This is a genomic window from Variovorax sp. J22G73 (genome assembly GCF_030317035.1).
Classification (GTDB): domain Bacteria; phylum Pseudomonadota; class Gammaproteobacteria; order Burkholderiales; family Burkholderiaceae_C; genus Variovorax.
Genome location: NZ_JASZYK010000003.1, coordinates 271,254 through 295,684, shown reverse-complemented (window position 1 = coordinate 295,684; position 24,431 = coordinate 271,254). Strand labels below are relative to the sequence as shown.

The following is a 24,431-nucleotide window of genomic DNA, read 5'->3' as shown; positions in this document are numbered from 1 at the left end:
GAGCCGCCGCGGGTTGCGAATGCGGCGGTGCTCAGTGCACGTTCTCGGGCTGCCAGCGAATGACCCATTTCTCGGCCAGCGTCACCAGCAGGAAGAACAGGCCCGAGAGCGTGGCGCTCATGACGATGGCGGCGTACAGCAGCGGCGAATCGAAGTTGAAGGTGGCCTGCAGGATCATCGCGCCGATGCCCACCGTGGCACCCACCCACTCGCCCACCACCGCGCCGATGACGCACATCGACGCCGCGATGCGCAGGGCCGAGAACAGGTAGGGCAGCGCGTTCAGCAGCCGCAGGCGGAAGAAGATCTCGGTCTTGCTGGCCGACAGCACGCGCATCAGCTCCATCGCCTGCGGGTTGACCGACTCCAGCCCGCGCACCATGTTCACCAGCGTCGGAAAGAAGCACACCAGCGCGGCGATGGTGATCTTCGGCTCCATGCCGTTGCCCATGATGAGCACCAGCACCGGCGCCTTGGCCACCAGCGGCACGGCGTTGAACATCAGCACCACCGGAAAGAAGATGTCCTGCAGCGTCTTGTTGTGCACGAACACGGTCGCCACCGCAATGGCCGCGAGGTTGCCGAGCACGAAGCCGCCGGCCGCCTCCATGGCCGTGGGCAGCAGGTTGTCGAGCAGCACCGCGCGCTTGGCGTAGAGCGTTTCCAGCACGGCCCACGGCGTGGGCGCGATGAAGGGCTTGACGTCGAACACCGCAATCACGGCCCACCACAGGAAGATGAGCCCGACGATGCCCAGCGCGGGCAGGATGCGGCGCCGCCACAGGCGCTTTTGCCGCGCGGCGGCCCAGGCCTGGTACTCGGGGTCTGCCGGCGCGGTGAAGGCGCCGGGCACGGCGGAGTCGAGGGAACGTGTGTTCATGGCAGTCGGCCTCAGCAGGTTTCCAGCACGCGCCGCAGGTGGCTTGTGAGGCGAACGAATTCGGGGGTCTCGCGCATTTCGAGCGTGCGTTCGGCGGGCAGCCCGACCGGCACGATCTCGCGCACGCGCCCGGGGTTGGCCGCGAGCATCAACACGCGCTGGCCGAGAAAGGCGGCCTCGTGGATGCTGTGGGTCACGAAGAGAATGGTCACGCCCGTCTCGCGCCACACGCGCAGGATTTCTTCGTTGAGCCGGTCGCGCGTGATCTCGTCGAGCGCGCCGAAGGGCTCGTCCATCAGCAGGATCTTCGGGTCGCTGGCGAGCGCGCGGGCAATCGAAACGCGCTGGCGCTGGCCGCCCGACATCTCGTGCGGAAAGGCATTGGCACGGTCCTTCAGCCCCACCAGCTCGAGCAGCTCCTGCGGCGAGCGGCGGCCCTTGCGGCTCGCGCCGCCGCCCACCTGCAGCGGCAGCTCCACGTTCTGCAGCGCCGTGCGCCAGGGCAGCAACGCCGCGTCCTGGAACACGAAGCCGATATCGCGGTTCTTGCGCGCGGCCTGCGGCGTGGACGACAGCACCTCGATGTGGCCGCGGCTGGGTTGCAGCAGGTCGGCCACCACGCGCAAAAAAGTCGACTTGCCGCAGCCCGAGGGGCCCAGCAGCGTGAGGAACTCGCCCTGCGCCACGTCGAGGTCGAGGCTCTTGATGGCGGTGACGTCGCGGCGCTCGGTGAAGAAGCGCACGCCGATGTCGCGGCACGCGATGGCCGGGGCCGATGCGCGAACGGTTTCCAGAACGGCGGCCATCGCGTCAGCCCTTCATGGCGCGCGCGGCGGCGGTGGCCTTCATCGCGTCGAGCGAGATCACGTCTTCCACCCTGGGCGTGCGCGCGGTGAACTGGCCCAGCTCGGCATAGGTGGCAATCTGCTCCTGCCACACGGCCGGGTCCATCGCGCCCCAGCCCTGCGTCTGCGCGGCGCCGCCGAAGGCGTACTCCAGCATGGCGTCGACCGCCACGCGCTCGTCCTCGCGCTTGAGGTTGGGGTATTCCTTCACCAGCATGTCCACCGCCGCGTCGCGGTTGGCGCGCACGTGGTGCCAGCCCTTGGCCGTGGCGCGCAGGAAGGCCTCGATGACCTTGGGCTGCGTCTCCAGCGTCCTGGTCGACGCGTAGTACGGCAGCGCGTACAGCCGCACGCCCGCGTCCCACTGCGTGAGCGTGGCGATGTCGGGGCCCAGCACCTTGATGGCGGTGGTGTTGGTGAGCCAGCCCGTCACCACGTCGACCTGCCCGGTGAGCAGCGGCGACATGTCCGCGCCGATGGAGATCACCTTCACGTCCTTCTCGGCGATCTTGTTCTTGGCCAGCAGCGCGCGCAGCAGGATGGCCGCGGTCGACGGAATGCCCACGCGCTTGCCCACCAGGTCGGCCGGCTTGCGCACCGGGTTCTTCGCGAGCGAGAAGTAGGTGTACGGGTGCTTCTGCGCGCCCACGGCGAAGCACTTGATGGGCAGGCCCTGCGACACGGCCAGCATGATCGACGGGCTGGAGGACACCTGCCCGACCTCGTAGCGGCCCGAGGCGATGATGGCCACGCCGTCGATGTTGGGGCCGCCCGGCTGGATCGCGAAGTCGATGCCTTCCTGCTCGTAGAAGCCCATGCGCTTGGCGACCACTTCGCCGATCTGGTTGCCCCCCACGATCCAGCCCAGCTGCATGTTGATGCGCGCCTTGCCCTGCGCGAAGGCGTCGACGCTGAGCAGGCCGCCGGCGGAGAGTCCGCCAGCGATAAGGGACGTCTTCAGGAGACTTCGGCGACCGGGGTCCCGGAGATGGGCCATGGCGAATTCCTTTGGGATGCGATGAGGTGAACGGATGCTAGGAGCGCGCGGCGAGCGCACCAAGCACCGTTTTTCGCAACGGGCGAACTAAAAAATAGGTCCCCTTGCGCTTCCCCAATGACATCGCGGTGCATGCGGTGCACCGGCGTGCACCACATGCGGGAAAACGTGAATCCCGCGGCTAGAAAAGTCCTTGCTGCGCGGTCGTCAGCGCCATGAAGCTTTCGCCCATCGGCTGCAGGATGGCGTCGGCGATCGGCTGCAGCTGCTTGCTCAGGTAGTGCTCGTAGTCGATGCGGGAGTGGCGCGTTTCCAGCGGCTCGGGGCCGTTGCGCGTCATCACGTACTGGATCCAGCCGCCGTTCTGGTACTGCATGGGCCGGCCCACGCTGGCGTTGTATTCGTCGGCGATGCGCGCCGCGCGCACCTGCGGCGGCACGTTGACCAGGTAGGCATCCAGCCGGTGGCGCAGGCGCTTGCGGTAGATGAGCAGGTCGTCCTTGCCGCCGGCCAGCGTGGCGCGCGCGTAGTCGGTCACGAAGGCCTTATAGGGCTCGCCCTGGAAGATGCGCGACAGCAGCCCTTCCTGGAACTGGCGCGCCAGCGGGGTCCAGTCGCTGCGGGCCATTTCCAGGCCGCGGTAGACCATTTCTTCCTTGCCCGCGGCGTCGGTGCTCAGGCCCGCGTAGCGCTTCTTGCTGCCCACGTCGGAGCCGCGGATGGTGGGCATGAAGAACTTGCTGTAGTGCGTGTCGAACTCGATCTCCAGCAGGTTCTGCAGGCCCTGCTCCTCGCGCAGCGTGCGCGTCCACCAGGCATTGATGTCGCGCACCAGTTCGGCAGCGACGGCGTGCGCCTCTTCGTTGCTGTGCGTGCGGCGCAGCCACACGAAGATGGAGTCGGTGTCGCCGTAGATGGCCTCGTAGCCGCGCTGCTCCACGAAGTCGCGCGTGAGCTTCATCATCTCGTGGCCGCGCAGCGTGATGGCCGACACCAGCCTCGGGTTGAAGAAGCGGCACTCGGAAGCGCCCAGCACGCCGGCGAACGAGTTCATGAGCAGCTTCAGCGCCTGCGACAGCGGCTCGTTCTTCACGCGCTTGGCCTCGTCGCGCGCGCGCCAGAGCGTGGTCACGATCTCGGGCAGGCAATGCCTGTCGCGCGAGAAGACGGTGCCTTCGGGCCCCTTGACGAGCGGCGCCGGGTCTTTCGCGTTCGAGCCCTCCACGAAGCCCACGGGGTCGACCAGGAAGGTGCGGATGATCGACGGGTACAGGCTCTTGTAGTCAAGCACCACCACCGAGTCGTAGAAGCCCGGCCTGGAGTCCATCACGTAGCCGCCGGGGTAGGCCTTGCTCGCGATCTCGCCCACGCTGGGCGCGACGTAGCCCAGGCGGTGCATGCGCGGCAGGTAGTGGTGGCTGAACGCGGCAATGGAGCCGCCGAAATGGTCTGCCTGCAGGCCGGTGGCGTGGGCGCGTTCCATCATGAACTGCAGCAGCTTCGCCTTCTCGAAGATGCGCAGCACCAGCTCGCAGTCCTTGATGTTGTAGGTTGCGAGCGCGGGCTTGTCGTGCTGGTAGCGCCGCTCGATCTCGGCCATCTTGTCGTACTCGTCGCCGATGGCCTTGCCCTCGCCCAGCAGCGTTTGCGACACCGTCTCCAGGCTGAACGAGGGAAAGCTCCACACCGCCGCCTTGAGCGCGTCGATGCCGTCGATGACCACCCGCCCGGGCGTGGGTGCGAACAGGTAGCCCTGCTTGCCCGGATGGGTGCGCCAGTCGATGGGCCGGCGCTCGCGCCCGAGCAGGAATTGCACGCCGCACTGGTCGGCGGTTTTCTGCAGCACGCGCAGGTCGAACTGGATCACGTTCCAGCCGATGACGACGTCGGGGTCGTTGCGCGCGAACCAGTCGTTGAGCGACTCGATCATGGCCTTGCGCGAGGCGCAGTAGACGAGCGCGAAGTCCATAGGCCCGGTGTGCTCGGACGAGTCGCGCGGCTCGGCCGGTGGCTCGCCCAGCATGAAGACGACGCGCTCCTGCATGCCGTCGAGCGCGATGGAGTAGAGCGCTTCGTCCTGGCTGGTCTCGATGTCCAGCGACACCACCTTCAGCACCGGGCGATAGCCGGGCGCGGGCTTGAGCCTGCAGTCGACGAGCACCGAGCGCTCCACACGGCCGCCCTCCACGCGCACGCCGGCGGTGATGAAGCGCTCCATGAGGTAGCGGTCGTGCGGCCGCACGTCGGCCTCCAGCAATGGAATGCCCTGCGGCTCCAGGGCGCGCGCCAACCGGCCGAGCTGGCGGAACTGCTTCGCGTAGAGGCCGACGACGGGGTCTTGCTGGAAGGTCTTGAGCTCGAGTTCGCGCAACTGGATGCCCGGCGTGCCCGGCATGCCCGCGAGCTCCGCCTCCACCGCGGCCCTGTGCCGGGCGGCGACGAAGGCGACGGAGGTCTGCGAGGTCAGCAGCACCTTCACCGGGCCCGCGTCCGTGGCCAGCCAGTACTCGAGTTCGGTGCCGGCCGGGGCATCGCGCCAGTTGCGCGTGAGGATGAAGCCGTTAAGTTCGGTAGACGGCACGGCGGCTTGAAGAATCGGGTGAGGCGGGAGGGTGGGCTGTTCGGCTTTGTCAGCCTTTTTGGCAGCGCCGATTTTCGCCCGGTTGTGCTCTGTTGTGGCCGGTTGCGCCCGCGCGGCGAGCGGAATCTAGCGCGTGCCCGCGCCCTCGATGTCGTGCGCGAACTTCTGCAGCAGCCGCACCAGATCCTCGAAGTCCTGCGGCTCCCATTTGTCGAAAATCGCGCGCGCCAGGCGTTCGCGCGCCGTATCGACCGCATCGGTCATGGCCTTGCCCTTGGGCGTGACGACGGCCTCGCGCACGCGCCGGTCGTGCACGCCGCCCTGCCGCTCGACGAGGCCTAGGCTCTCGAGCTTCGCGACCTGCCGGCTGACCGTGGTGTGGTCACGCCCCGCGCGATCGGCAAGCTCGACCACGCCGATGGGCCCGACGCGCTCGATGCCCACCAGCAGCGGAAACAGCGCGCGGTCCAGCGAAATACCCGCCTCGCGCACCATCGCCTCGTCGCGCTGCGGGCGGTTCATGACGCTCACCACGGTCAGCAACGCTCCGTGCAAAGCCCGCAATTGCGCGGAGATGTGTGCATCTTGCACATTTATTTTCTTTGGCATAGCATCCGCTCCTATTGAGTGCATATTACACACATCGGAGCTTTCCATGACCCAGAACCCTTCTGCAGACGTGCTGATCTGCGGCGCCGGCGCGGCCGGCCTCACGCTCGCCATCGACCTCGCGCGGCGTGGCATTTCGTTCCGGCTGATCGAGAAGATGGGCGCGCCCTTCCAGGGCTCTCGCGGCAAGGGCATCCAGCCGCGCACGCAGGAGGTGTTCGAGGACCTGGGCATGCTCGATCGCGTCGTGGCGGCCGGTGGCCTGTACCCGCCCTCGCGGGAGTACCGCGCCGACGGCAGCCATGTCGATTCACCGGTGATGACGCACGCCGCGCCCACGCCCTCGGAGCCCTATGGCGCTCCGCTGATGCTGCCGCAGTTTCTTACCGAAGGCGTGCTGCGTGAGCGACTGGCGGAACTGGGGCACCGGCCGGAGTTCGGCTGCGAGCTGGTCGGCTTCGAGCAGGACGACAGCGGGGTCACGGCGCATTTGATCGGCTCGAATGGGGAAGAAACGCTGCGCGTGCGCTTCCTCATTGGCGCCGACGGTGGCCGCAGCTTCGTGCGGCATGCGCTGGACATCGGCTTCCCCGGCAAGACGCTGGGCGTGCGTGCCGTGGTGGCCGATGTGGTGCTGTCGGGCCTGGGCCGTGAGGCTTGGCACCGCTTCAACGAAGGCGACATGGGCACGCAGATGTCGCTGTGCCCGCTCGCCGGCACGGAGCTGTTCCAGTTGCAGGCGCCGATTCTGCTGGAAGGCGACATCGATCTTTTCGCGCCGGGCCTGAACGCCATGGTCGCCACGCGCACGGGGCGCACGGACATCGAGATCCGTTCGGTCTCGTGGGCCTCGGCCTTCCACATGAACGCGCGGCTGGCGGACCGCTACCGCGCGGGCCGCGTGCTATTGGTCGGCGATGCAGCGCACGTGCATCCGCCCACTGGCGGCCAGGGCCTGAACACCAGCGTGCAGGATGCCTACAACCTCGGCTGGAAACTGGCGGCCGCTGCGGTCGGTGCGCCGCTGGCCTTGCTCGACAGCTACGAGGAAGAACGCCGGCCCATCGCCGCGGAAGTGCTCGGGCTGGCCACCCGACTGCTCGTCGATGCGAAGCGCGGCGAGATGCAGCGCGGCCGGGAGGTGCATCAGCTGGACATCGGCTACCCCGAGTCATCGCTTGCGATGGAAGCGCCGGCGCGCACGCAGGGCCTGCGCGCGGGAGACCGTGCACCCGATGCGCCGGTGACAGGTGCCGCGGGTCAGCCGACGCGGTTGTTCCAGCTGTTCAAGGGCGCGCACTGGACGCTGCTGGGCTGGGAGACCGACAGGCGCGATGTGCCGCCGCGTGCGAGGCTGCACATTCACACGTTCGGTGATCGCGGTGACCTGCGCGACGATGGCGGCCACTTTCGCGATGCTTACGCGCTCTCAGTTGGCGATTGGGTTTTGGTGCGGCCCGACGGCTACGTGGGCGCCATCGTGGCGGCCGCGCATGTCGAGGTGCTCGAAGGCTATCTGCAGCGCGTCGGCTGCGGCGCAGCGCGCTGAGGCAAACGACAGCGGCCGAGCGCAGGACGCGAGGCGAGAAGCTTGCCCGAAGCAGACGCATTCACCGTCGTTTGTGCGCAAGCTGCCCTGTCAGGTGTTCACCTCCGGCGGTCCGCTCGAAGTCGCGGCAGCGTTCAATCCGCTTTCTCCCGCGATGTCGTGAAAGAGTTCGCGCGAGGCGAAGTACCAGCGCCCGTCCGCCTTGACCAGCCGGTCGGCGTAGGTGCCGGCCACCGCAATCACGGGCCCCGCGGTACTGTCGCGCACGACAAGAAAGTTCGAGCGCACGGAGGCCGAAACACCTTCCAGCTCGATCACGATGTTGCAGGTCAGGTGCTTGCGCCGCGCGCCCTCCCTCGGCACGGGCACGAGGCCGTCGAGCAGCGCTTCGATGGCGGGCCTGCCCGTCGCCCTGCCGTTGCGCGAGATCCATTCGCCGTTCTCCGCAAAGAGCCGCGCGAACGCGCCGAGGTCGCGGGCGTCGAGCAGGAAGCAGTAGCGCGCGAGCAGCTCGCGAATCTCCTCCCGCTCCTGCAGCGCCAGCAGGGTCATGGTGCGAACTCCTGCTGGGGCGCGGCCAGGGCGTCGGCCGCGGCCCCGTCGTGCACGGGCAAGATCGGATGCCGCGTCATCGTCAGGCACACCGTGACGCCGATGAGCAGCAATGCACCGGCGATGAAGAAGGCCACGTCGTAGCTGCCGGTCATCGACACCACATAGCCCGTGACGATGGGCGCGAGCACGCCGAAGAGGTTGCCGCCGGTCACCAGGAACCCGTGCGCCTTGCCCGTGTTGGCGGGGTTGGGCAAGAGGTCGCTGGCCAGCGCGATATTGAGGCCCACCGAACTGCCGATGCTGGTGAGCGACAGCGAGAACAGCGCGAGGATCAGCGTGATGTCGTTGACCCACGGCGTCGCCAGGATGCACGACGAGCACAGCAGCATGGTCGCCACCAGGTTGCGCCGCCGGCCCGAATTGACCGGTGCGTTTCGCAGCAGCCGGTCGCTGAGCCACCCGACGAAGATCGTGCCGGGCACGGCCACCGCATAGGGGATGGCGGTGTAGAAGCCGGTCTTCAACACGCCCAGGCCGCGCGTGGCCTGCAGGTAGCTCGGCAGCCACGACAGGAACAGGTAGACCGTGTACACCGCGCAGCCCTGGACGATGAACAGGCCCCACAAGGTGCGTGAGCGCATCAGCGCCGAGAGCGAATCGCTCACCGCGGCCTGCACCGAACCACCTCGCTCCGCGAGGATCTGCGCACGCTCCTGCGCGCCGATGAAGCCGGCCTCCTCCGGCGACCGGTACAACAGCAGCCAGGCCACCACCCATGAGAAGCCGATGGCCGCCGCCAGGTAGAAGCCGCCACGCCAGCCGAGCTCGCCGACCACGTAGCCCATCACCAGCGACCCCAGGGCCGGGCCCGCATAGCCGCCGCAATTGAAGACGGTGGTCGCCAGGCCACGCTCGCGCGCGGGCATCCATTCGCGAATGGTGCGCGCGCCGGCCGGATAGGTCGAGGCCTCGCCGAAGCCGAGCACCAGCCGCGAAAGGCACGCGCTCACGAAGCCGCCAGAGAGCCCGGTGAGCACCGTCGCAGCCGAGAAGATCGCCATGCCTGAGGCGGTCGCGCGCCGCGTGCCGATGCGGTCCACCAATGCGCCCCACGGCAGCACGAACAGCAGGTAGGACCAGAGGAATGCCGAGAACAGATAGCCGAGCTGGATCGTCGACAGCCCGAACTCCTTGGCGATCGGTTGCGCCGACACCGAGAGCACCACGCGGTCGATGTAGTTGATCGAGCAGCCGGTGAAGAGAAGCAGGTAGACCAGCGTCCTGCCGGGTTTGAGTGTCATGGTGCGGCTCCTGCTGGCATGTCTTCCCGCGCCTGCGCGACGACGCGGAACATCGTTCGTTTCGTGTTCGTGAAGTGGGGCCGCGCGATGCCGCTCCATGCGGTGGCGCGCACCGCGAGCCAGGGCGGCGAGCCCAGCACGTCTTCGCGCAACAGGTCGTAGCAGGCCAGCGACAGCGGCCCGCCGCCGTGGTTGAGAAAGCGCGTCGCCCGCACGCAGCCGGGCACCGCGGCCAGGCCGGGCATGTGCTCGGTGTCGTACCAGCGCGCGATCTCGTCGAGCCAACCGGCCTCGGGATCGGTCTCGACGACGTAGTGGAAACGCGGGCACTCACCGGCGGCGGCGCCGGCGATGTCGAGCTTCGGTTCGAGCGCGCAAGCACGCACATGGCTCGACCAGTCGCACCTTGCGCCGAATGCCGCGGCCAGAGCTTCGCCGTCGGGTGCTTCGGCCGCCTGCGACTGCAGGTAGACATAGGCCTGCGATCCATCGAGGCTGAGCGCCGCGCGCCGCAGCGTCACCGCCGCGGCAACGCTCGCGCCGAGGCCCGCGCAGAACGCGGTGACATCGGCTTCGATGTGCGTTGCCGCAGAAGGTGCAGCGCGCATCTGCAGGAGAACGATGTGGGCTCGGGTATCGGGCATGGGCATGGGCATGGGCATCAACATCAATCGGGCTTGATCTTCTTGGCGCGGACCACCGCGCCCCATTTGGCGCTGTCGCGCGCCAGCAGCGCGCTCAGTTCGGCCGGGCTGGACGGTGCGGGCTCCGCGCCGGAGGCCATCAGGCGGCCCTTGACGCCCTCGTTGGCGAGCGCGCGTCGCACGGCCTGGTTCATCGCGTCGGCCACGCCCACCGGCGTTCCCTTGGCTGCGAAGAGCGCATACCAGTTGTCCGAGTCGACGCCGGCGATGCCCATCTCCTGGAAGGTCTGCACGTCGGGCAGCAGCGGATGCCGCTTCGAAGCCGCGATGCCGATCGGCTTGAGCTTGCGGCTGGTGATGAACGGCAGGAGCCCCGGAATGTCGCCGAAGAAGCCGTCCACGTGCCCCGCGAGCACGTCGGTGATGGCCGGCGCCGCGCCCTTGTAGGGCACGTGCAGCAGCGGCGTCTTCGTGGCGTCCGAGAGCAGTTCCATCGCCAGGTGCGGCACGCTGCCGGTGCCCGACGAGGCGAGCGTCAACGGCTGCCTGCTCTTCTTCGCGGCGGCGACGAATTCCGCGCCCGTGTTGTAGGGCGCGTTGGCGCCGACCACCAGCACTTCGACATTGCGCACGACCAGCGAAATGGGGCTCAGGTCCTTCGCCGGGTCGTACATGAGCTTCTCGTACAGCGAGGGGTTGATCGCCACCGCGCCCACGCTGGTGAGCCACAGCGTCTGCCCGTCGGGCGCCGAGCGCGACACGTACTCCGCCGCGATGCCTCCATTGGCGCCGGCCTTGTTGTCGACGATGACCTGGTGCCCGGTTTCCTTGCCGAGTTGCTCGGCGATGGCGCGGGCCACGAAGTCGACCGGACCGCCCGGCGGAAACGCGACCACGATGCGCGTGATGCGGTCCTGCTGCGCGTGCGCCGGAAGGCCCGTGGCCACGAGGGCGGCGGCCGCAAGGCCGCGCAGGCAATGGCGTCTGTGAACAAACACATGCTTCATCCGGTGTCTCCTGTTGTTCTTGCGGAAATGCTCAGTCGCAGCGCACCGACATGCCGCCGTCGACCACGATCTCGGTGCCCGTGACGAAGCGCGCCTCGTCGGACGCAAGAAAGAGCGCGGCCGCGGCGGTGTCGCGCCCGTCGCCCATGAAAGGCAGCGGAATGCGTGCCTGGCGCTGCCTGAGCAGCGCCTGCACGTCGCCACCCGCGCGCTGGCCGGCCAACCGCGTCTCGACCATCGGCGTGTGCAGCTGGCCCGGCACCACCGTGTTCACGCGAATGCCCTGCCCCGCGTACTGCACCGCGAGCACGCGCGTGAACTGCATCACCGCGGCCTTGGTGGATGCGTAGGCGATCTGCGCGGCGCCGGTCCAGCGTGTGGCCGAGGTCGATGCCAGGTTGACGATGGCGCCACCGCCCTGCGCGAGCATGTGCGGCAGCACATGCTTGCAGGTGAGAAACACGCTTTTCAGGTTGTGGTCGACCTGCGCGTCCCACACCGCTTCGGTCATCTCGACCGGCCCGCCCCTGGCCGAGCCACCGACGTTGTTCACCAGCACGTCGATGCGCCCGAAGCGCGCCATGCATTGCGCGACCATGGCTTCGATCGATGCGGCCTGCGTCACATCGCAGGCGCCGCTCGCGAAGATGCCGCCGGCCTGCGCGATGAGTTCGGCCGTCTCGCCCATGCGCTCGACCTCGCGGTCCACGCCGAACACCTGCGCGCCTTCCTGCGCGAAGCGCACGGCGATGGCGCGGCCATTGCCCCAGCCATGGCCGACCGAACCCGCGCCGGTGACGAGCGCGACCTTGCCGCCGAGGCGGCGCGCCGAGGGCTGGAACAGGTCCGTCGCAACCGTGGTTGTCGTCGTGGATGTGGTTGTTGATGTGGTCATGCGTCGAAGCGGTAGAAGTCGAGGGGGTTGCGCACCAGGATCTGCGTGCGCAACGCGTCGTCCGGCGCGATCTGCGCCAGCGCATCGACGAGCACGCCGTCGTCAGGCACGTGGTGGTGGTTGGGGTGCGGCCAGTCGGTGCCCCACAGGCAGCGTTCGGGAAACTCGTCGGCCAGCAGGCGCGCGAGTTCGATGCCCTGCGCATAGTCCGCGTCGTCCGAAATGCGGTCGATGCCGCTCAACTTGACGCGAAACAACGTGTTGCGCAGCAGCGTACGCAGCGCCGCGAAGTCGGCATGGCCCGCGCCGAGCGAGGCATCGACGCGGCCGATGTGATCGATGACCACGGGCACCGCGCTGCGGGCAAGCGGCGCGGCCAGCGCGTGCACCAGGCTGCTTTCGAAATGCACCTGCAGGTGCATGCCCAGGGGCGCGAGCCGGCGCGTGAAGGCGACGATGTCTTCCACGCTGCCCGAGGCCCCCAGGTGCTTCATGAAGTTGAAGCGCACGCCGCGGAACCCGGCCGCGGCGAGGCGCGAAAGCTCGGCGTCGGAGATGTCCAGCGGCACGAGCGCCACGCCCAGGTAGCGTCCGCCGCCGGCGGCAATCGCATCCTCGACGGCGCGGTTGTCGAAGCCGTGCACCAGCGACTGCACGATCACGCAGCGCTCGATGCCCAGGTGTTCGTGCAGGGCGAAGAGCTTTTCCTTCGGCGCGTCCGCGGGCGTCCAGGCCAGCGTGTCGGAAAAGGGAAAGCGCGCGGCCGGCCCGAAGACATGCACGTGCGCGTCGCAGGCACCGGGCGGCAGCCTCAGGCGTGGCGCGGAAGGCCGCGGGTTGTAGGTCAAGGTGGTTGGCATGTCGTTGTCTCTCAGTGAATTGTGTTGCGGCGCCCCTCGCTCGATATCTGCTTTTTCCGGATATCAGCTATCCGTAAAATGCATTCGCATGGACTTCACCCGCTTGAACTATTTCGTCGCCGTCGTCGAGTCGGGCAGCTTCAGCCGCGGGGCGGCCTCGCTGCACATGTCGCAGCCCGCGCTGAGCCGGCAGATCCTCCTGCTCGAAGAAGAAGTCGGCCAGCCGCTGCTGGTTCGCACGGGCCGCGGCGTCGAGGCGACCGAGTCGGGCCTTGCGCTGCTTGCGCATGCGCGCACCATCCTCGAGGCGGCCGAGCATGCCCGGGCCGACATGCAGGAGCGGCGTGCGAGCCCGCACGGCCGTGTCGTGATCGGCCTGCCACCGCGCGTGGCGCACGTGCTCGCGGCCGACCTGGTGGAACGCTTTCGGGCGAAGTTTCCCGACGCCGTCATCAGCGTGGTCGAGGGCCTGAGCATCCGGCTGCGCGAATGGCTGGTGGCAGGCAAGCTCGACCTGGCCATCCTGTTCGACCCGCCGCCCTCCCCCCAGATGCAGGAGGAAACGCTGGCGCGCGAACCGCTGATCGTGATCGGCCCGCAGCCGCTGCCGCGCCGCATGAAGCTGGTCGATGTGACCGCGCTGCCGCTCGTGATGCCGAGCGGGCCGAACGCGCTGCGCCAGTTGCTCGAGCGCGAGACCAAGCCGCGCGGCATGCCGCTGTCGATCGTGGCGGAGGTCGACTCGGTGCAGACCGTGCTGTCGCTGGTGGCGCGCGGCGTGTCGTACACCGTGTTGCCGCAAAGCGCGGTGCGCCTCTGGACCTACGACAAGCCGCTGCATCGCGCGGCCATCCATGCGCCGGCCATCCGCAACCGCATCGTGCTCGCCATTCCGAAGGCGCGGCCCGCCACGCGAACCAGCCGTTGGGCCGCGCAGGTGCTGCGCGAGCTGGCGCTCGAACACTACGGCAGCGTCAAGGCCGAATGAACCGCCGGGCTCAGTGCCCGATCTCGAGCGCCACGAGAAATCTCGACACCATGTTGTAGGCGCCGATGGTGACCATCGCATCGACCACCTGCTGCGACGTGAAGCGCTCGCTGACCCGCTGGTACAGCGCGGCCGGCACATCGATGCCGCGCGTCATCGCATCGGTGAGTTCGATGAGCAACGCCTCGTCGCTCGACAGGCCCGCCCCGATGGCGGACGGGTCCGACAGCGCATCGACGGCCGCCTGGGAAGCACCCGCCTGCAGCGCGATCGGCACGTGCGCGTCGTATTCGTAGCGCGCACGGTTGAGCACCGCCACCCGCAGGATGACCAGTTCGCGTGCCGCCTCGGGCAGGCTGTTGTGGCGCCGCACGGCCGTCAGCAGCTGTTCCCAGCCGTGGGCCATGGGCGGGCTGTTGAGCAGCACCTGGTAAAGCGGCGAGACGCGGCCGCGCTGCTTGGCAATCTCGGCCTCGAGCGTGGCGAGTTCGGGGCGGCTTCCGGGTTCGATGGGAGCGATGCGCATGGTGGTGGTGTCGGTTCGGGGAGTGAAGGTGAACAAGGGAAACACGCTGTCCGCCGCGTTCAGATCATCGGCGTCGTCGCGCCATCCATGGCAATGGTGGCGCCGGTCACGTAGCTTGCGCGCGGCGATGCAAGAAAGACCACCATGTCGGCGATCTCCCGCGGCTCGGCGGGCCGGCCCAGTGGCAGCGCGGCGCCGGGCGCGGCCGGTGGGGGCCGGCCTTCGAGCGAGGCCAGCCGGGCTTCCGCCTCATGCCGTTGGCGCAGCCGGTCGGTGGCGACCTGGCCGGGGTTCAGTGCGTTGATGCGCACGCCCTGGCGCGCATACGCGGCGGCCATGCCGGCGCTCGCGAGCAGCAGCGCCGCATTGGCGGCGCCACCAGCCAGGTGAGTCGGGTTGGCGACCTTGCCACCCGCGCCGACGACGTTGACCACGCAGCCCGCGCCGCGCGCCGCCATGCGCTGCACGGCCGGCGACATGATGTGGATGTAGCTGAAGAACTTCGCCTGCATCGCGTCGTTCCAGGCGGCGGCATCGAGTTCATCGGGTGGCCTGCGCCTGGCGGCCCCGGCGCAATTGACCAGCACGTCCAGCGGGCCGAACCCGGCCCCGGCCTCGGCCGCCTCGGCCGACTCCAGCGCGGCGAGCGCAGACGCCGGATCGCGCAGGTCGGCGGCGCGCCACAGCACGCGGCCGCCCGCGTCCAGCGACTGCGCGGCGGCGCACAGGGCGGTTTCGTCCCGCGACAGCATCGTCACCTTCGCGCCCTCCGCCAGGAATGCCTGCACGCAGGCAAAGCCGATGCCGCGGCTGGCGCCCGTCACGAGCACATGGCGCCCCGCCAGTCCGAGGTCCATGCTTCAGCCTCTCTTCTCGAGCAGGCCGCCGTCCACCGGCAGGATCACGCCCGTGATGTAGCGCGCCTCGTCGGACGCGAGAAACAGCGCCGCATTCGCGACGTCCCACGCCGTGCCCATGCGGCCCATCGGCACCAGCGCCTCGCGCTCGGCGCGGATCACGTCGCGCGACACGCCGCGTTCCTGCGCGCGGCGCTCGATGGCCATGGGCGTGTCGATCAAGCCTGGCAGGATCACGTTGGCGCGGATGCCGTGACGCGCGTTCTCCATCGCGATGTGCTGGGTCATGGTGTTGACCGCGCCCTTGCTGGTCTTGTAGGTGATGCTGGGGCGAGCGGCGAGCGACGAGGTCGAGGAGATGTTGACGATGCAGCCCGACTGCCGCTCGATCATGTGCGGCAGCACGTGCTTGCAGGTCATGAACATGCCCTTCAGGTTCATCGCCATGATGGTGTCCCAGGCGTCGGCATCCATCTCGACGGTCTTGCGGTCGCCTTTGGAGCGCCCCACGTTGTTGTGCAGGATGTCGATGCGGCCGTGGCGCTCGATGCATGCGGCGGCGATGGCGGCGCAGTCGGCCTCGCGGGTGATGTCCGCGCGCAGCACCGAGGCGCTGCCGCCCAGGGCGGCGACGGCTTCTCGCGTGCTCTCGGCCCACGCTTCGTTGATGTCCACCAGCAGCAGCGTGGCGCCCTCCTGCGCGAAGCGTTCGGCGGTCGCGCGGCCGTTGCCCACGGTGTCGCCGGGCTGCTGCCCCGCGCCCACGATGATGGCGATCTTGCCTTGCAGTCTTCCTGTGCCCATGTCGGTTCCGTTCTTCATGTCTGTGGGATCAATCGATCGTGATGTGGCCGTCGGTGACGACCTTGCGCCAGCGCGCTTCTTCGGCGCGCATGAACTTCGTCATGTCCTGCGGTGTGTTGACGGCGACGGTGAGGCCCTCGCCGGCGAGCCGCTCGCGGTAGGCCGGCGCCTCGGCCGCCTTGCGCAGCGCGGCGTTGAGCCGGTCGAGCAAGGCGCTGGGCGTGCCGCCCGGCGCAAAGATCGCGTACCAGACCTCCGCGCTGTAGCCCGGCAGCGTTTCCGCGATGGCCGGCACGTTCTTGTAGGCCGCGGAGCGCTGCGGCGAGGTGACGGCCACCGCGCGCATCTTTCCGCTCTCGACGAATTTCGCCACGCCGCCCGCGGTGCCGAACACCATGTCGATCTGCCCGCCGAGCAGGTCGGTGTACGCCGGCCCCGCGCCGCGGTAGGGCACATGCGTGATGTCGATCTGCGCCATGCTCTTGAAGAGCTCGCCCGCGAGGTGAACGGCCGAGCCGTTGCCCGATGAGCCGTAGTTCAGCTTGCCGGGGTTGGCCTTGGCGGCCTTGACCAGGTCGGCAATCGTCTTGTACGGGCTGTTGGGGCGGGTGACCAGCACGTTGGGGCCGTGGCAGATCAGGCCCACTTCGGTGAAGCCCTTCTCCGTGTCGTAGGGCAGGCTCTTCACCAGCGACGCGTTGATGGCGAGCGCGGAGGTGGTCAACAGCAGCGTGTAGCCGTCGGGGGGCGCCTTCGAGACGATGTCGGAGCCGATCACGGTGCCCGCGCCGGCCCGGTTGTCGATGATGACCGGCTGGCCCAGCTCGGCCGCCAGCGCCTGGCCGAGCACGCGGCCGACCACGTCGGTGCCGCCGCCGGCGGTGAACGGAATCACGACGCGCAAGGGCCGCGAGGGAAAAGCGTCGGCGGCATGTGCCCAGGGGCTGAGGAAGAGGGCCGGTGCGCCGGCCAAGGCCGTGCCGGCCGTGGCCATGCGCAGCACGGCGCGGCGCTGCAGGCGGGGGGAATTCAAGATGGCGTCTCCTTGTTCTGTCTGGCGGCACGCCCCGGTGGGGGGTGTCGCGGCGAACTCGAAGTCTAGGAATGCTGGAGCGCCCTGCTTTGACGATTCGGCAAAGCTCCTTTTCCCGCGCCCTGCCCCGGCGCGCTCTTTCTCCCTGTTCTGCGTTTCAGCCGTGCCCGGACAGCAGGTGCTCGAGAAACTCGTGCGCCGCCGGAGACAACGCCGCCCTGTCGCCCACGCACACCCAGAGCTGCCGGTGCGCCCAGTCGTCTTCCAGCGGCAGCACGACCAGGCCCATGCGCGCCTCGTAGTTGCGCGCGATGCCCACCGGCACGATGGCCAGGCCCAGGCCCTCGCGCACCAGCTCGCAGCGCGCCTCGGGGTTGGAGACCTGGGCGCGCACGCGCAACGGCCGCGACAGCGCGGGCGCCATCAGCTGCATGAACTCTTCCAGGCTGTGACGCGGAAAGTAGCCCAGAAAGTCGTGGTCGAGCGCGTCTTCGAGCCGCAGCGTTTCCCGCCGGGAAAGCGCATGCCCCACGGGCACGACCAGCCCGACGCGGTCGGTGCGGTAGGGCATCGACACCACGCCGGAGGCCGGATGGGCTGCGTGGTAGACGCCGATGTCGGCCTCGCCGTCGGCCACGATGCGCGGCACGTCGTAGCTGAAGGCCTCCATCAGGTCGACCCGCGAACCCGGTGCCTTGCGCGAGAAGCTGCTGATTTCCGACGGAAGAAACTGCTGCACCGCCGACGAGTTGGCCACCAGCCTGATCTTCGGCACCCCGCTGGCCGAATAGGCGCCCAGCGAAGTCTGCACCTGCGCGAGCGTGCGCAGGATGGCCTTGGCCTGCTGGTAGAGCATGGCGCCCGCGGGCGTGGGCTCCACCCCCCGCCCGTGGCGGCGCAGCAGGCGCGTGCCGAGCTGGCGCTCGAGTTCGGTGATGCGCTTGCTGGCGGCGGACGTGACGACATGCGCCCGCTCAGCCCCCCGCGAGAGGCTCTTCTCCTCGATGGCGGCCACGAGGATTTCGAGTGATGCGATGTCCATCGCCGGATTTTGAGTCATCGAAGAGACGCGGTGCGGCGCAGCGCGCCCGGCCAAACCGTAGAAACCCGCGCGACAGCGCCGCCAATACCGGCTGAAATCGTGAGCGCGAAATGACAACAACAAGGACAGACGCGCCATGGAATTCGACTACGTCATCGTCGGCGGCGGCTCCGGCGGCGCCACGCTGGCTTCGCGGCTGAGCGAAGACCCGGGCGTGCAGGTCTGCCTGCTCGAAGCGGGAGGCGACGGGCGCGGCATCCTGGTGCGCGCGCCGTCCGCCACGGTGGCGATGCTGCCGGGCCGCCCGCGCATCAACAACTACGCCTACCAGACCGTGCCGCAGCCGGGTCTCGGCGGCCGCCGCGGCTACCAGCCGCGCGGGCGCTGCCTGGGCGGCTCCAGCGCGATCAACGCGATGCTCTACGTGCGCGGCCACCGCGAGGACTACGACGACTGGGCCCGCGCGGGCTGCGCCGGCTGGTCCTTCGACGAGGTGCTGCCCTACTTCATTCGCGCCGAGGGCAACCAGCGCGGCGCGAGCGCGCTGCACGGTGCCGACGGGCCGCTGCAGGTGGCCGAGCAGCAGAGCCCGCGCGCCATCACCGACGACTTCGTGCGCGCCGCGCAGGCCTGCGGCATTCCGCGCAACGACGACTTCAACGGCCCCGAGCAGGAAGGCGCGGGCCTGTACCAGGTCACGCAGTTCCACGGCGGCGCGAAGAACGGCGAGCGCTGCTCGGTGGCCGCGGCCTACCTGCATCTGGCGATGAAGCGCGCGAACCTCACGGTGCTGACCGGCGCGCAGGCGCTGCGCGTGGTGCTCGAAGGGCGGCGCGCGGTGGGCGTCGAGGTGCGCCGCAGCGGCACCGCCGAAACCATTTCCGCGCGGCGCGAGGTGGTGCTGTGTGGCGGCGCGTTCAACTCGCCGCAGCTGCTGATGCTGTCGGGCATCGGAGACCCCGCGGAGCTGGCAAGGCACGGCATCGCGCTGCGGCATGCGCTGCCGGGCGTGGGGCAGAACCTGCAGGACCACACGGACTTCATCCTCTCGTACACCTCGAAGGACACCGAGCTCTTCGGCATCGGCGCGGTGGCCGGGCTGAAGCTGCTGAAGGCCATTTTCGAATGGCGCAAGCGCGGCACCGGGCTGGTGGCCACGCCGTTCGCCGAGGGCGGTGCCTTCGTCAAGTCGTCGCCCGAGCTGCGCCGGCCCGACCTGCAGCTGCACTTCGTGATCGCGATCACCGACGACCATGCGCGCAAGCTGCACATGGGCTTCGGCTTCTCGTGCCATGTGTGCGTGCTGCGGCCCAGGGGCCGCGGCGAGGTGCGGCTGAACGACGCCGACCCGCTCTCGGCGCCGCGCATCGACCCGCGCTTCCTGTCGGAACCGGAAGACATGGCGCTGCTGCTGCAGGGCGTGAAGAAGACGCGCGAGATCCTGCGCGCGCCGGCGCTCGCCAAGTACCGGCACCGCGAGCTCTACACGGCCGACGCCCACACCGACGAAGAACTGGAGCGCCACATTCGCGCGCGCGCCGACACCATCTACCACCCGGTGGGCACCTGCAGGATGGGCACGGACGCGATGTCGGTGGTCGATGCGCAGCTGCGCGTGCACGGCGTTGAGAATCTGCGCGTGGTCGATGCCTCGGTCATGCCGACGCTGATCGGCGGCAACACCAACGCGCCCACCGTGATGATCGCCGAGCGCGCGGCAGACTGGATGCGCGGGCCGATCACCTTCGACCGCGCGGTGCAGGACGCCAGGGCGCCTGAACCCGCTACAGGACGCTAGCGCGCCAGGTTTCGATGCAGGCGCTCAGCGCGCCAAGATCCGATGCAGGCGCCTAGCGCGCCTGGGACGATCCCCTGACCACCAGCTCGCCCGGCAGCAGCAACTGGCGCGGCGGCACGTCGAGGCCGCGCAGCCGTTCGATCAGGCAGTTGGCGGCCGTGCGGCCGATGGCGTCGGTGGGCTGCGCCACGGTGCTCAGGCCGGGGCCGATGAGCGAGGCCCATTCGGGATCGTCGAAGCCGACAAAGCCCAGGTCGTCGCCGAATTGCCAGCGCAGCCGCGCCATGGCCTGCGCCACGCGCAGCGTGACCACCGCGTTGCCCGCGACCACCGCCGCGCGCCGGCCGCGCTTGGCGCGCTGGCGCAGCGCGCGCAGGGCATCGTCGAGCGCCTCGTGCCCGCCCTCGACGCATTCGAAGATCTCGCCGGCCACGCGCGGCTCGTGCGCCGTGACGCAGGTGCCGAAGGCGGCCGTGCGCTCGCGCCGCGAACTCACGCCCTTCTGCGGCTCGGTCACGTACAGCAGCTCGCGGTAGCCGCCTTCGACCAGGTGGCCGCAGGTGGCCGTCATGGCGGCGTGGTTGTCCAGCGATACGAAGTCGGTGTGCATGCCGGTGTGGCGCCGGTCGACCAGCACCGCCGGCTTGCCGTGCAGCGTGACCGCGTCGACCACGTTGCTGCCGCGGCCCAGCGTGTTGAGGATGAAGCCGTCGACCTGGTAGCCCGCCAGCGCGTCGATGGCCTCGCGCTCGCGTTCGCTCTCGTTGCCGAGGTTGAACAGCATCACGAGGTAGCCGGCGTCCTGGCAGGCCTTCTCGGCGCCGCGCAGCACGGCCACGGAATAGGGGTTGGTGATGTCGGCCACGATCAGGCCGATGAGGCGCGAGCGGCCGTGGCTCAGCGCCTGGGCCATCGGGCTCGGCGAGAACTGCAGCGCGGCGATGGCGACCTCGACGCGGGCGGCGATGTCGGGGCTCAGCAGGCGTTCGCGGTGGTTGAGGAAGCGCGAGACGGTGGCTTTGGAAACGCCGGCTGCTTCAGCCACGTCGGCGATGGTGGCGCGGCCGCTGGGTTTCATGGTCGGCACCCATTCCCGTTCCCGCTCTCGCTCCCTCTCCCCAAGGGGAGAGGGGGCAAGACAAGTCCCTCATGCGCTCGCCGTGTCGTACGGCGCCGTCGGCTTCTCTCCGGCCAGCACCTGCAGCAGGTTCGTCGTCGCCAGCTCCGCCATCGCATGGCGCGTCTCGTGCGTAGCCGAGCCGATGTGCGGCAGCGGCGTCACGCGCGGGTGCGTGCGCAGCGGCGACGCCGCGGGCAGCGGCTCCTTCGCGAACACGTCGAGCCCGGCCGCGCGCAGCGTGCCGTGGTCCAGCGCCTGCAGCAGCGCTTCTTCGTTCACCGTGGCACCGCGGCCCCCGTTGATGAACGAGGCGCCGGGCTTCATGCGCGCGAAAAAGCCCGCGTCGATCATCCCGCGCGTCGCGTCCGTCAGCGGCAGCATCGCGAGCACGATGTCCGCGCGCGCGAGCAGGTCGTCCAGCGGCGTGTGCGTGGCCCGGCCTTGCAGCTCGGGCGCCTGCGTGGCGAGGTCGACCGGGCGGCGCGAGTGGTACAGCACCGGCATGCCGAAGCCCAGCGCGGCACGGCGTGCCACGGCCTGGCCGATGCGGCCGAAACCGAGGATGCCCAGCGTCTTGCCATGCACGTCGGTGCCGAACAGCTCCTCGCCGATGTTCTTCGTCCAGCGGCCTTCGCGCACCAGGTTCGACAGCTCCACCACGCGCCGTTGCGTGGCCATCAATATCGCGAACACGGTGTCGGCCACCGTCTCGGTGAGCACGTCGGGCGTGTGGCACAGCACGATGCCGCGCTTGTGCAGCTCGGACAGCGCGTAGTTGTCCACACCGACCGACACGCTCGAAATCACCTCGAGCTGCGGCGCCTGGTCGAGCAGCGCGGCGTCGACGTTGTAGCTCGAGCCGATGAGGCCGTTCGCGGTGCGCAGCGCCGCGGCAAAGGCCTCGGGCTCCTTGCGCGGATCGGCCTGCGTGACGTGGTGCGCGGCCTGCAGGCGCGCCAGCTGGTCGTCGGGCAGCGCCCGGAACACGAGCACGTTCTTTTTCGACATGGTCTTCAAAGCCCCGCTTCTTCGAGTTGCGCCCGCGTCGGCAGGCCTTCGGTATCGCCCAGCACCTGCACGGCGCGCGCGCCGATCCAGGCGCCGCGGCGCACGGCGTCGGGCACGCTGCGGCCTTCGAGCAGCGCGCTCACCACGCCGGCGGCAAAGCCGTCGCCCGCGCCCACGGTGTCGATCACTTCCTTCACCGGAAAGCCGTCGACATGGCCGGTGCCGGCCACGTCGCTGTCGTAGTAGGCGCCCGCGGCGCCCAGCTTCACGACCACCAGCTTCGCGCCGCGCTCGCGGTAGAAGCGGGCCACGTCCTCGGGCTTGTCATGGCCCGTGAGCAGCAGGCCTTCCTCGATGCCGGGGAGCACCCAGTCGGCGCGTGAGGCGAGCTCGTTGACCCAGTGGCGCATGGTGTCGGTGGACGACCACAGCGTGGGGCGCAGGTTGGTGTCGAAGGAGATGGTGCGACCGGCGGCGCGCATCACGTCCATGGTCTTCAGCGCGGCCTGCAGGCTGGTCTCGGAAATGGCGGCGAACACGCCCGTGGCGTGCAGGTGGCGCGCCAAGCGCAGCCAGGCCTCGTCCACGTCGGCCGGGCCCATCTGGCTCGCGGCCGAGCCCTTGCGGTGGTATTCGATGGGCGGGTCGCTGCCGTCGGTGACGCGGCCCTTGAACTGGAAGCCCGTGCGCTGCGTGGCGTCGGTGATCACGTGCGAGCAGTCGATGCCTTCGGCGCGCATGGCGGCCAGCAGCGCGCGGCCCATGGAGTCGGTGCCCAGGCGGCTGGCCCAGCCCACCTTCAGGCCCAGGCGCGACAGGCCGATGGCCACGTTGGTCTCGGCGCCGGCGGTGCGCTTGAAGAACGACTCGGCGTTCTCCAGCGGACCGGGACGGTCCGCCACCAGCAGGAGCATGGCCTCGCCGAACAGGGCGACGTCGAAGGCGGTGGGTTCTGTCATGTCGTTGTCGGTTTTCTTCAGGGTCTACGACTGCGCGCGCGCGGCGCGGATGAAGTCGATCTGCGCGCGGGTCACGGCCAGCAGGTCGTCGCCCACGAGCGGGTATTCGATGGCGTGCGGCACGTCGGCCGGCAGCGCGCGCAGCACGGCGCGCCACGGCGCGACCGAGTCGCCCAGCGGCACCGCCACCCATTTGTTCGGCAGGCGCTGCGCGCCCTTGCAATGCACGTAGCGCACGCGCTTGCCCAGGGCCTGCGCGGCCTGCAGCGGGCACTCGCCCACCCAGTGCCAGTTGCCCATGTCGAAGGTCATGCCCAGCGACACGCCGGCGCGGTCGGCCGCGTCGAAGAAGGCCTGCAGCGCGGCCAGGGTGCCGGCGCGCACGGTCTGGTCGTTCTCGATGACGAGCTCGACGCGCGTCTCGGCCAGCTCCACCTTCAGGCCCCACAGCGAGCCGTGCGACGACGCCTGGAAGTCGCCGATGGACATCTTCAGCCGCCTGGCGCCCACGCGCGTGGCGGCGGCGATGCCGCGCTTGAGCGCGGCGCTGTCGAGCCAGCCGCCTTCGGCCCAGAGGCCCTCAGGGCTGGAGTAGACGGAAGCGAGCCCGTTCAGCGCGGGCAGCTCGGCATCGGCGTCGCGCAGCATCTCGCCGCGCACTTCGACCGAATCGGCACCGGCCGTGCGGGCCAGTTGCGAGCACCACAGCTGGCCGTGACGGCCCACCTCGGCCGCGCCGAAGGACGACAGAGAAATCAGGACCTCGAAGGACATCAGTGGCCTTGGTGCGAACTCAGGATCTGGCCGAGGAACTGGCGCGTGCGCTCGTCCTTCGGGTTGCCGAAGAATTCCTCGGGCGGCGCCTGCTCCACGATCTTGCCCTCGGCCATGAAGATCACGCGGTCGGCCACGCTGCGGGCAAAGCCCATTTCGTGGGTCACGCACAGCATGGTCATGCCGTCTTCGGCCAGGCCGATCATGGTGTCGAGCACTTCCTTGACCATCTCGGGGTCGAGCGCGGACGTGGGCTCGTCGAACAGCATGATCTTGGGCGTCATGCACAGCGCGCGCGCGATGGCCACGCGCTGCTGCTGGCCGCCCGAGAGCTGGCTCGGGTACTTGCCGGCCTGCTCGGGAATGCGTACGCGCGTGAGGTACTTCATGGCAATTTCCTCGGCCTGCGCCTTGGTCATGCCGCGCGAGCGCATCGGCGCCAGCGTGCAGTTCTCCAGGATGGTCAGGTGCGGGAACAGGTTGAACTGCTGAAACACCATGCCCACTTCGGCGCGCACCGCGTCCACGTTCTTGCCGCCGGCCGTGAGGTCGATGCCGTCGACCACGATGCGGCCCTTCTGCACCGTCTCCAGCCGGTTGATGCAGCGGATGAGCGTGGACTTGCCGGAGCCCGAAGGCCCGCAGATCACGATGCGCTCGCCCTGGCGCACCGACAGGTCGATGCCGGTCAACACCTGGAATTCACCGTACCACTTGTTGACCGCTTCCATGCGGATGATCGATTCCGTCGTCATGCCAAGGTTTCCTTGCTGCTGCTTGCTTTGCTTGCTTGCCGGTG

Annotated in this window: 24 protein-coding genes; 3 read left to right on the top strand and 21 right to left on the bottom strand. The window is 69.2% G+C overall.

Features of this window, described 5'->3' with window-relative positions; all coding sequences use genetic code 11:
• Positions 1 to 31: 31 nt before the first annotated feature.
• The 5 genes from QTI51_RS13990 to QTI51_RS13970 form a co-directional block, all read right to left on the bottom strand.
• Positions 32 to 880, bottom strand: a complete 849-nt coding sequence (locus tag QTI51_RS13990) for an ABC transporter permease (protein ID WP_116909878.1) — start codon at positions 878 to 880, stop codon at positions 32 to 34.
• Positions 881 to 891: 11 nt separating this feature from the next.
• Entirely contained in the window at positions 892 to 1,686 is a 795-nt protein-coding gene (locus QTI51_RS13985) for an ABC transporter ATP-binding protein (RefSeq protein WP_286514394.1), read from the bottom strand.
• A gap of 4 nt (positions 1,687 to 1,690) precedes the next feature.
• Entirely contained in the window at positions 1,691 to 2,722 is a 1,032-nt protein-coding gene (locus tag QTI51_RS13980) for an ABC transporter substrate-binding protein (protein ID WP_286514391.1), read from the bottom strand.
• Positions 2,723 to 2,903: 181 nt separating this feature from the next.
• Entirely contained in the window at positions 2,904 to 5,303 is a 2,400-nt protein-coding gene (locus QTI51_RS13975; protein WP_286514389.1) for a DNA polymerase II, read from the bottom strand.
• Positions 5,304 to 5,429: 126 nt separating this feature from the next.
• Positions 5,430 to 5,912 (bottom strand): MarR family winged helix-turn-helix transcriptional regulator, encoded by a 483-nt coding sequence (locus tag QTI51_RS13970; RefSeq protein WP_286514387.1) that lies wholly within the window; start codon positions 5,910 to 5,912, stop codon positions 5,430 to 5,432.
• Between the two features lie 46 nt (positions 5,913 to 5,958).
• Between QTI51_RS13970 and QTI51_RS13965 the strand changes: the two genes are divergently transcribed.
• Entirely contained in the window at positions 5,959 to 7,461 is a 1,503-nt protein-coding gene (locus QTI51_RS13965; RefSeq protein ID WP_286514386.1) for an FAD-dependent oxidoreductase, read from the top strand.
• Positions 7,462 to 7,551: 90 nt separating this feature from the next.
• On the opposite strand, the gene QTI51_RS13960 is transcribed toward QTI51_RS13965, so the two are convergent.
• Genes QTI51_RS13960 through QTI51_RS13935 form a run of 6 tightly spaced genes read right to left on the bottom strand, consistent with a single transcriptional unit; the run spans position 7,552 to position 12,723 of the window.
• The gene (locus QTI51_RS13960) at positions 7,552 to 8,013 is read right to left on the bottom strand and encodes a nuclear transport factor 2 family protein (RefSeq protein ID WP_286514382.1); all 462 of its coding nucleotides are present in this window, start codon (positions 8,011 to 8,013) and stop codon (positions 7,552 to 7,554) included.
• A complete protein-coding gene (locus tag QTI51_RS13955; protein WP_286514379.1) occupies positions 8,010 to 9,317 on the bottom strand; it encodes an MFS transporter in 1,308 nt (435 codons plus the stop codon). Before QTI51_RS13955 ends, QTI51_RS13960 begins: the two co-directional genes overlap by 4 nt.
• Positions 9,314 to 9,961: a hypothetical protein gene (locus QTI51_RS13950; RefSeq protein WP_286547618.1), complete on the bottom strand. Its 648-nt coding sequence runs from the start codon at positions 9,959 to 9,961 to the stop codon at positions 9,314 to 9,316. Before QTI51_RS13950 ends, QTI51_RS13955 begins: the two co-directional genes overlap by 4 nt.
• Before the next feature lie 23 nt (positions 9,962 to 9,984).
• Positions 9,985 to 10,968, bottom strand: coding sequence for a Bug family tripartite tricarboxylate transporter substrate binding protein (locus tag QTI51_RS13945; protein WP_286514374.1), 984 nt, complete (start codon positions 10,966 to 10,968; stop codon positions 9,985 to 9,987).
• Positions 10,969 to 10,999: 31 nt separating this feature from the next.
• Positions 11,000 to 11,863, bottom strand: a complete 864-nt coding sequence (locus tag QTI51_RS13940) for an SDR family NAD(P)-dependent oxidoreductase (RefSeq protein WP_286514371.1) — start codon at positions 11,861 to 11,863, stop codon at positions 11,000 to 11,002.
• Positions 11,860 to 12,723, bottom strand: coding sequence for an amidohydrolase family protein (locus QTI51_RS13935; protein WP_286514368.1), 864 nt, complete (start codon positions 12,721 to 12,723; stop codon positions 11,860 to 11,862). The genes QTI51_RS13940 and QTI51_RS13935 overlap by 4 nt, the downstream gene beginning before the upstream one ends.
• An 88-nt stretch (positions 12,724 to 12,811) precedes the next feature.
• Between QTI51_RS13935 and QTI51_RS13930 the strand changes: the two genes are divergently transcribed.
• Positions 12,812 to 13,711 carry a LysR family transcriptional regulator gene (locus QTI51_RS13930; RefSeq protein ID WP_286514365.1) on the top strand — a complete coding sequence of 300 codons (900 nt, stop codon included), beginning with the start codon at positions 12,812 to 12,814 and terminating at the stop codon, positions 13,709 to 13,711.
• A gap of 10 nt (positions 13,712 to 13,721) precedes the next feature.
• On the opposite strand, the gene QTI51_RS13925 is transcribed toward QTI51_RS13930, so the two are convergent.
• The 5 genes from QTI51_RS13925 to QTI51_RS13905 form a co-directional block, all read right to left on the bottom strand.
• On the bottom strand, positions 13,722 to 14,237 hold the full coding sequence (locus QTI51_RS13925) for a carboxymuconolactone decarboxylase family protein (RefSeq protein ID WP_116910109.1): 516 nt from the start codon (positions 14,235 to 14,237) through the stop codon (positions 13,722 to 13,724).
• Positions 14,238 to 14,296: 59 nt separating this feature from the next.
• Entirely contained in the window at positions 14,297 to 15,094 is a 798-nt protein-coding gene (locus QTI51_RS13920) for an SDR family oxidoreductase (RefSeq protein ID WP_286514362.1), read from the bottom strand.
• 3 nt (positions 15,095 to 15,097) lie between these two features.
• Entirely contained in the window at positions 15,098 to 15,916 is an 819-nt protein-coding gene (locus QTI51_RS13915; RefSeq protein WP_286514359.1) for an SDR family NAD(P)-dependent oxidoreductase, read from the bottom strand.
• 10 nt (positions 15,917 to 15,926) lie between these two features.
• Positions 15,927 to 16,931 (bottom strand): tripartite tricarboxylate transporter substrate binding protein, encoded by a 1,005-nt coding sequence (locus tag QTI51_RS13910; protein WP_286514356.1) that lies wholly within the window; start codon positions 16,929 to 16,931, stop codon positions 15,927 to 15,929.
• A 157-nt stretch (positions 16,932 to 17,088) separates the two neighbouring features.
• The gene (locus tag QTI51_RS13905) at positions 17,089 to 17,973 is read right to left on the bottom strand and encodes a LysR family transcriptional regulator (protein ID WP_116909891.1); all 885 of its coding nucleotides are present in this window, start codon (positions 17,971 to 17,973) and stop codon (positions 17,089 to 17,091) included.
• Between the two features lie 136 nt (positions 17,974 to 18,109).
• On the opposite strand from QTI51_RS13905, the gene QTI51_RS13900 reads away from it, so the two are divergent.
• Positions 18,110 to 19,771, top strand: coding sequence for a GMC family oxidoreductase (locus QTI51_RS13900; RefSeq protein WP_286514347.1), 1,662 nt, complete (start codon positions 18,110 to 18,112; stop codon positions 19,769 to 19,771).
• A gap of 52 nt (positions 19,772 to 19,823) precedes the next feature.
• On the opposite strand, the gene QTI51_RS13895 is transcribed toward QTI51_RS13900, so the two are convergent.
• The 5 genes from QTI51_RS13895 to QTI51_RS13875 all read right to left on the bottom strand — a co-directional run bounded on the left by QTI51_RS13895 (position 19,824) and on the right by QTI51_RS13875 (position 24,387).
• Positions 19,824 to 20,849, bottom strand: a complete 1,026-nt coding sequence (locus tag QTI51_RS13895; RefSeq protein WP_286514345.1) for a LacI family DNA-binding transcriptional regulator — start codon at positions 20,847 to 20,849, stop codon at positions 19,824 to 19,826.
• Positions 20,850 to 20,918: 69 nt separating this feature from the next.
• Positions 20,919 to 21,899 (bottom strand): 2-hydroxyacid dehydrogenase, encoded by a 981-nt coding sequence (locus tag QTI51_RS13890; protein WP_286514343.1) that lies wholly within the window; start codon positions 21,897 to 21,899, stop codon positions 20,919 to 20,921.
• 5 nt (positions 21,900 to 21,904) lie between these two features.
• A complete protein-coding gene (locus tag QTI51_RS13885) occupies positions 21,905 to 22,858 on the bottom strand; it encodes a sugar kinase (protein WP_286514341.1) in 954 nt (317 codons plus the stop codon).
• A 24-nt stretch (positions 22,859 to 22,882) separates the two neighbouring features.
• Positions 22,883 to 23,632, bottom strand: a complete 750-nt coding sequence (locus tag QTI51_RS13880) for a sugar phosphate isomerase/epimerase family protein (protein WP_286514338.1) — start codon at positions 23,630 to 23,632, stop codon at positions 22,883 to 22,885.
• Positions 23,632 to 24,387: an amino acid ABC transporter ATP-binding protein gene (locus QTI51_RS13875; RefSeq protein WP_116909897.1), complete on the bottom strand. Its 756-nt coding sequence runs from the start codon at positions 24,385 to 24,387 to the stop codon at positions 23,632 to 23,634. The genes QTI51_RS13880 and QTI51_RS13875 overlap by 1 nt, the downstream gene beginning before the upstream one ends.
• Positions 24,388 to 24,431 lie beyond the last annotated feature (44 nt).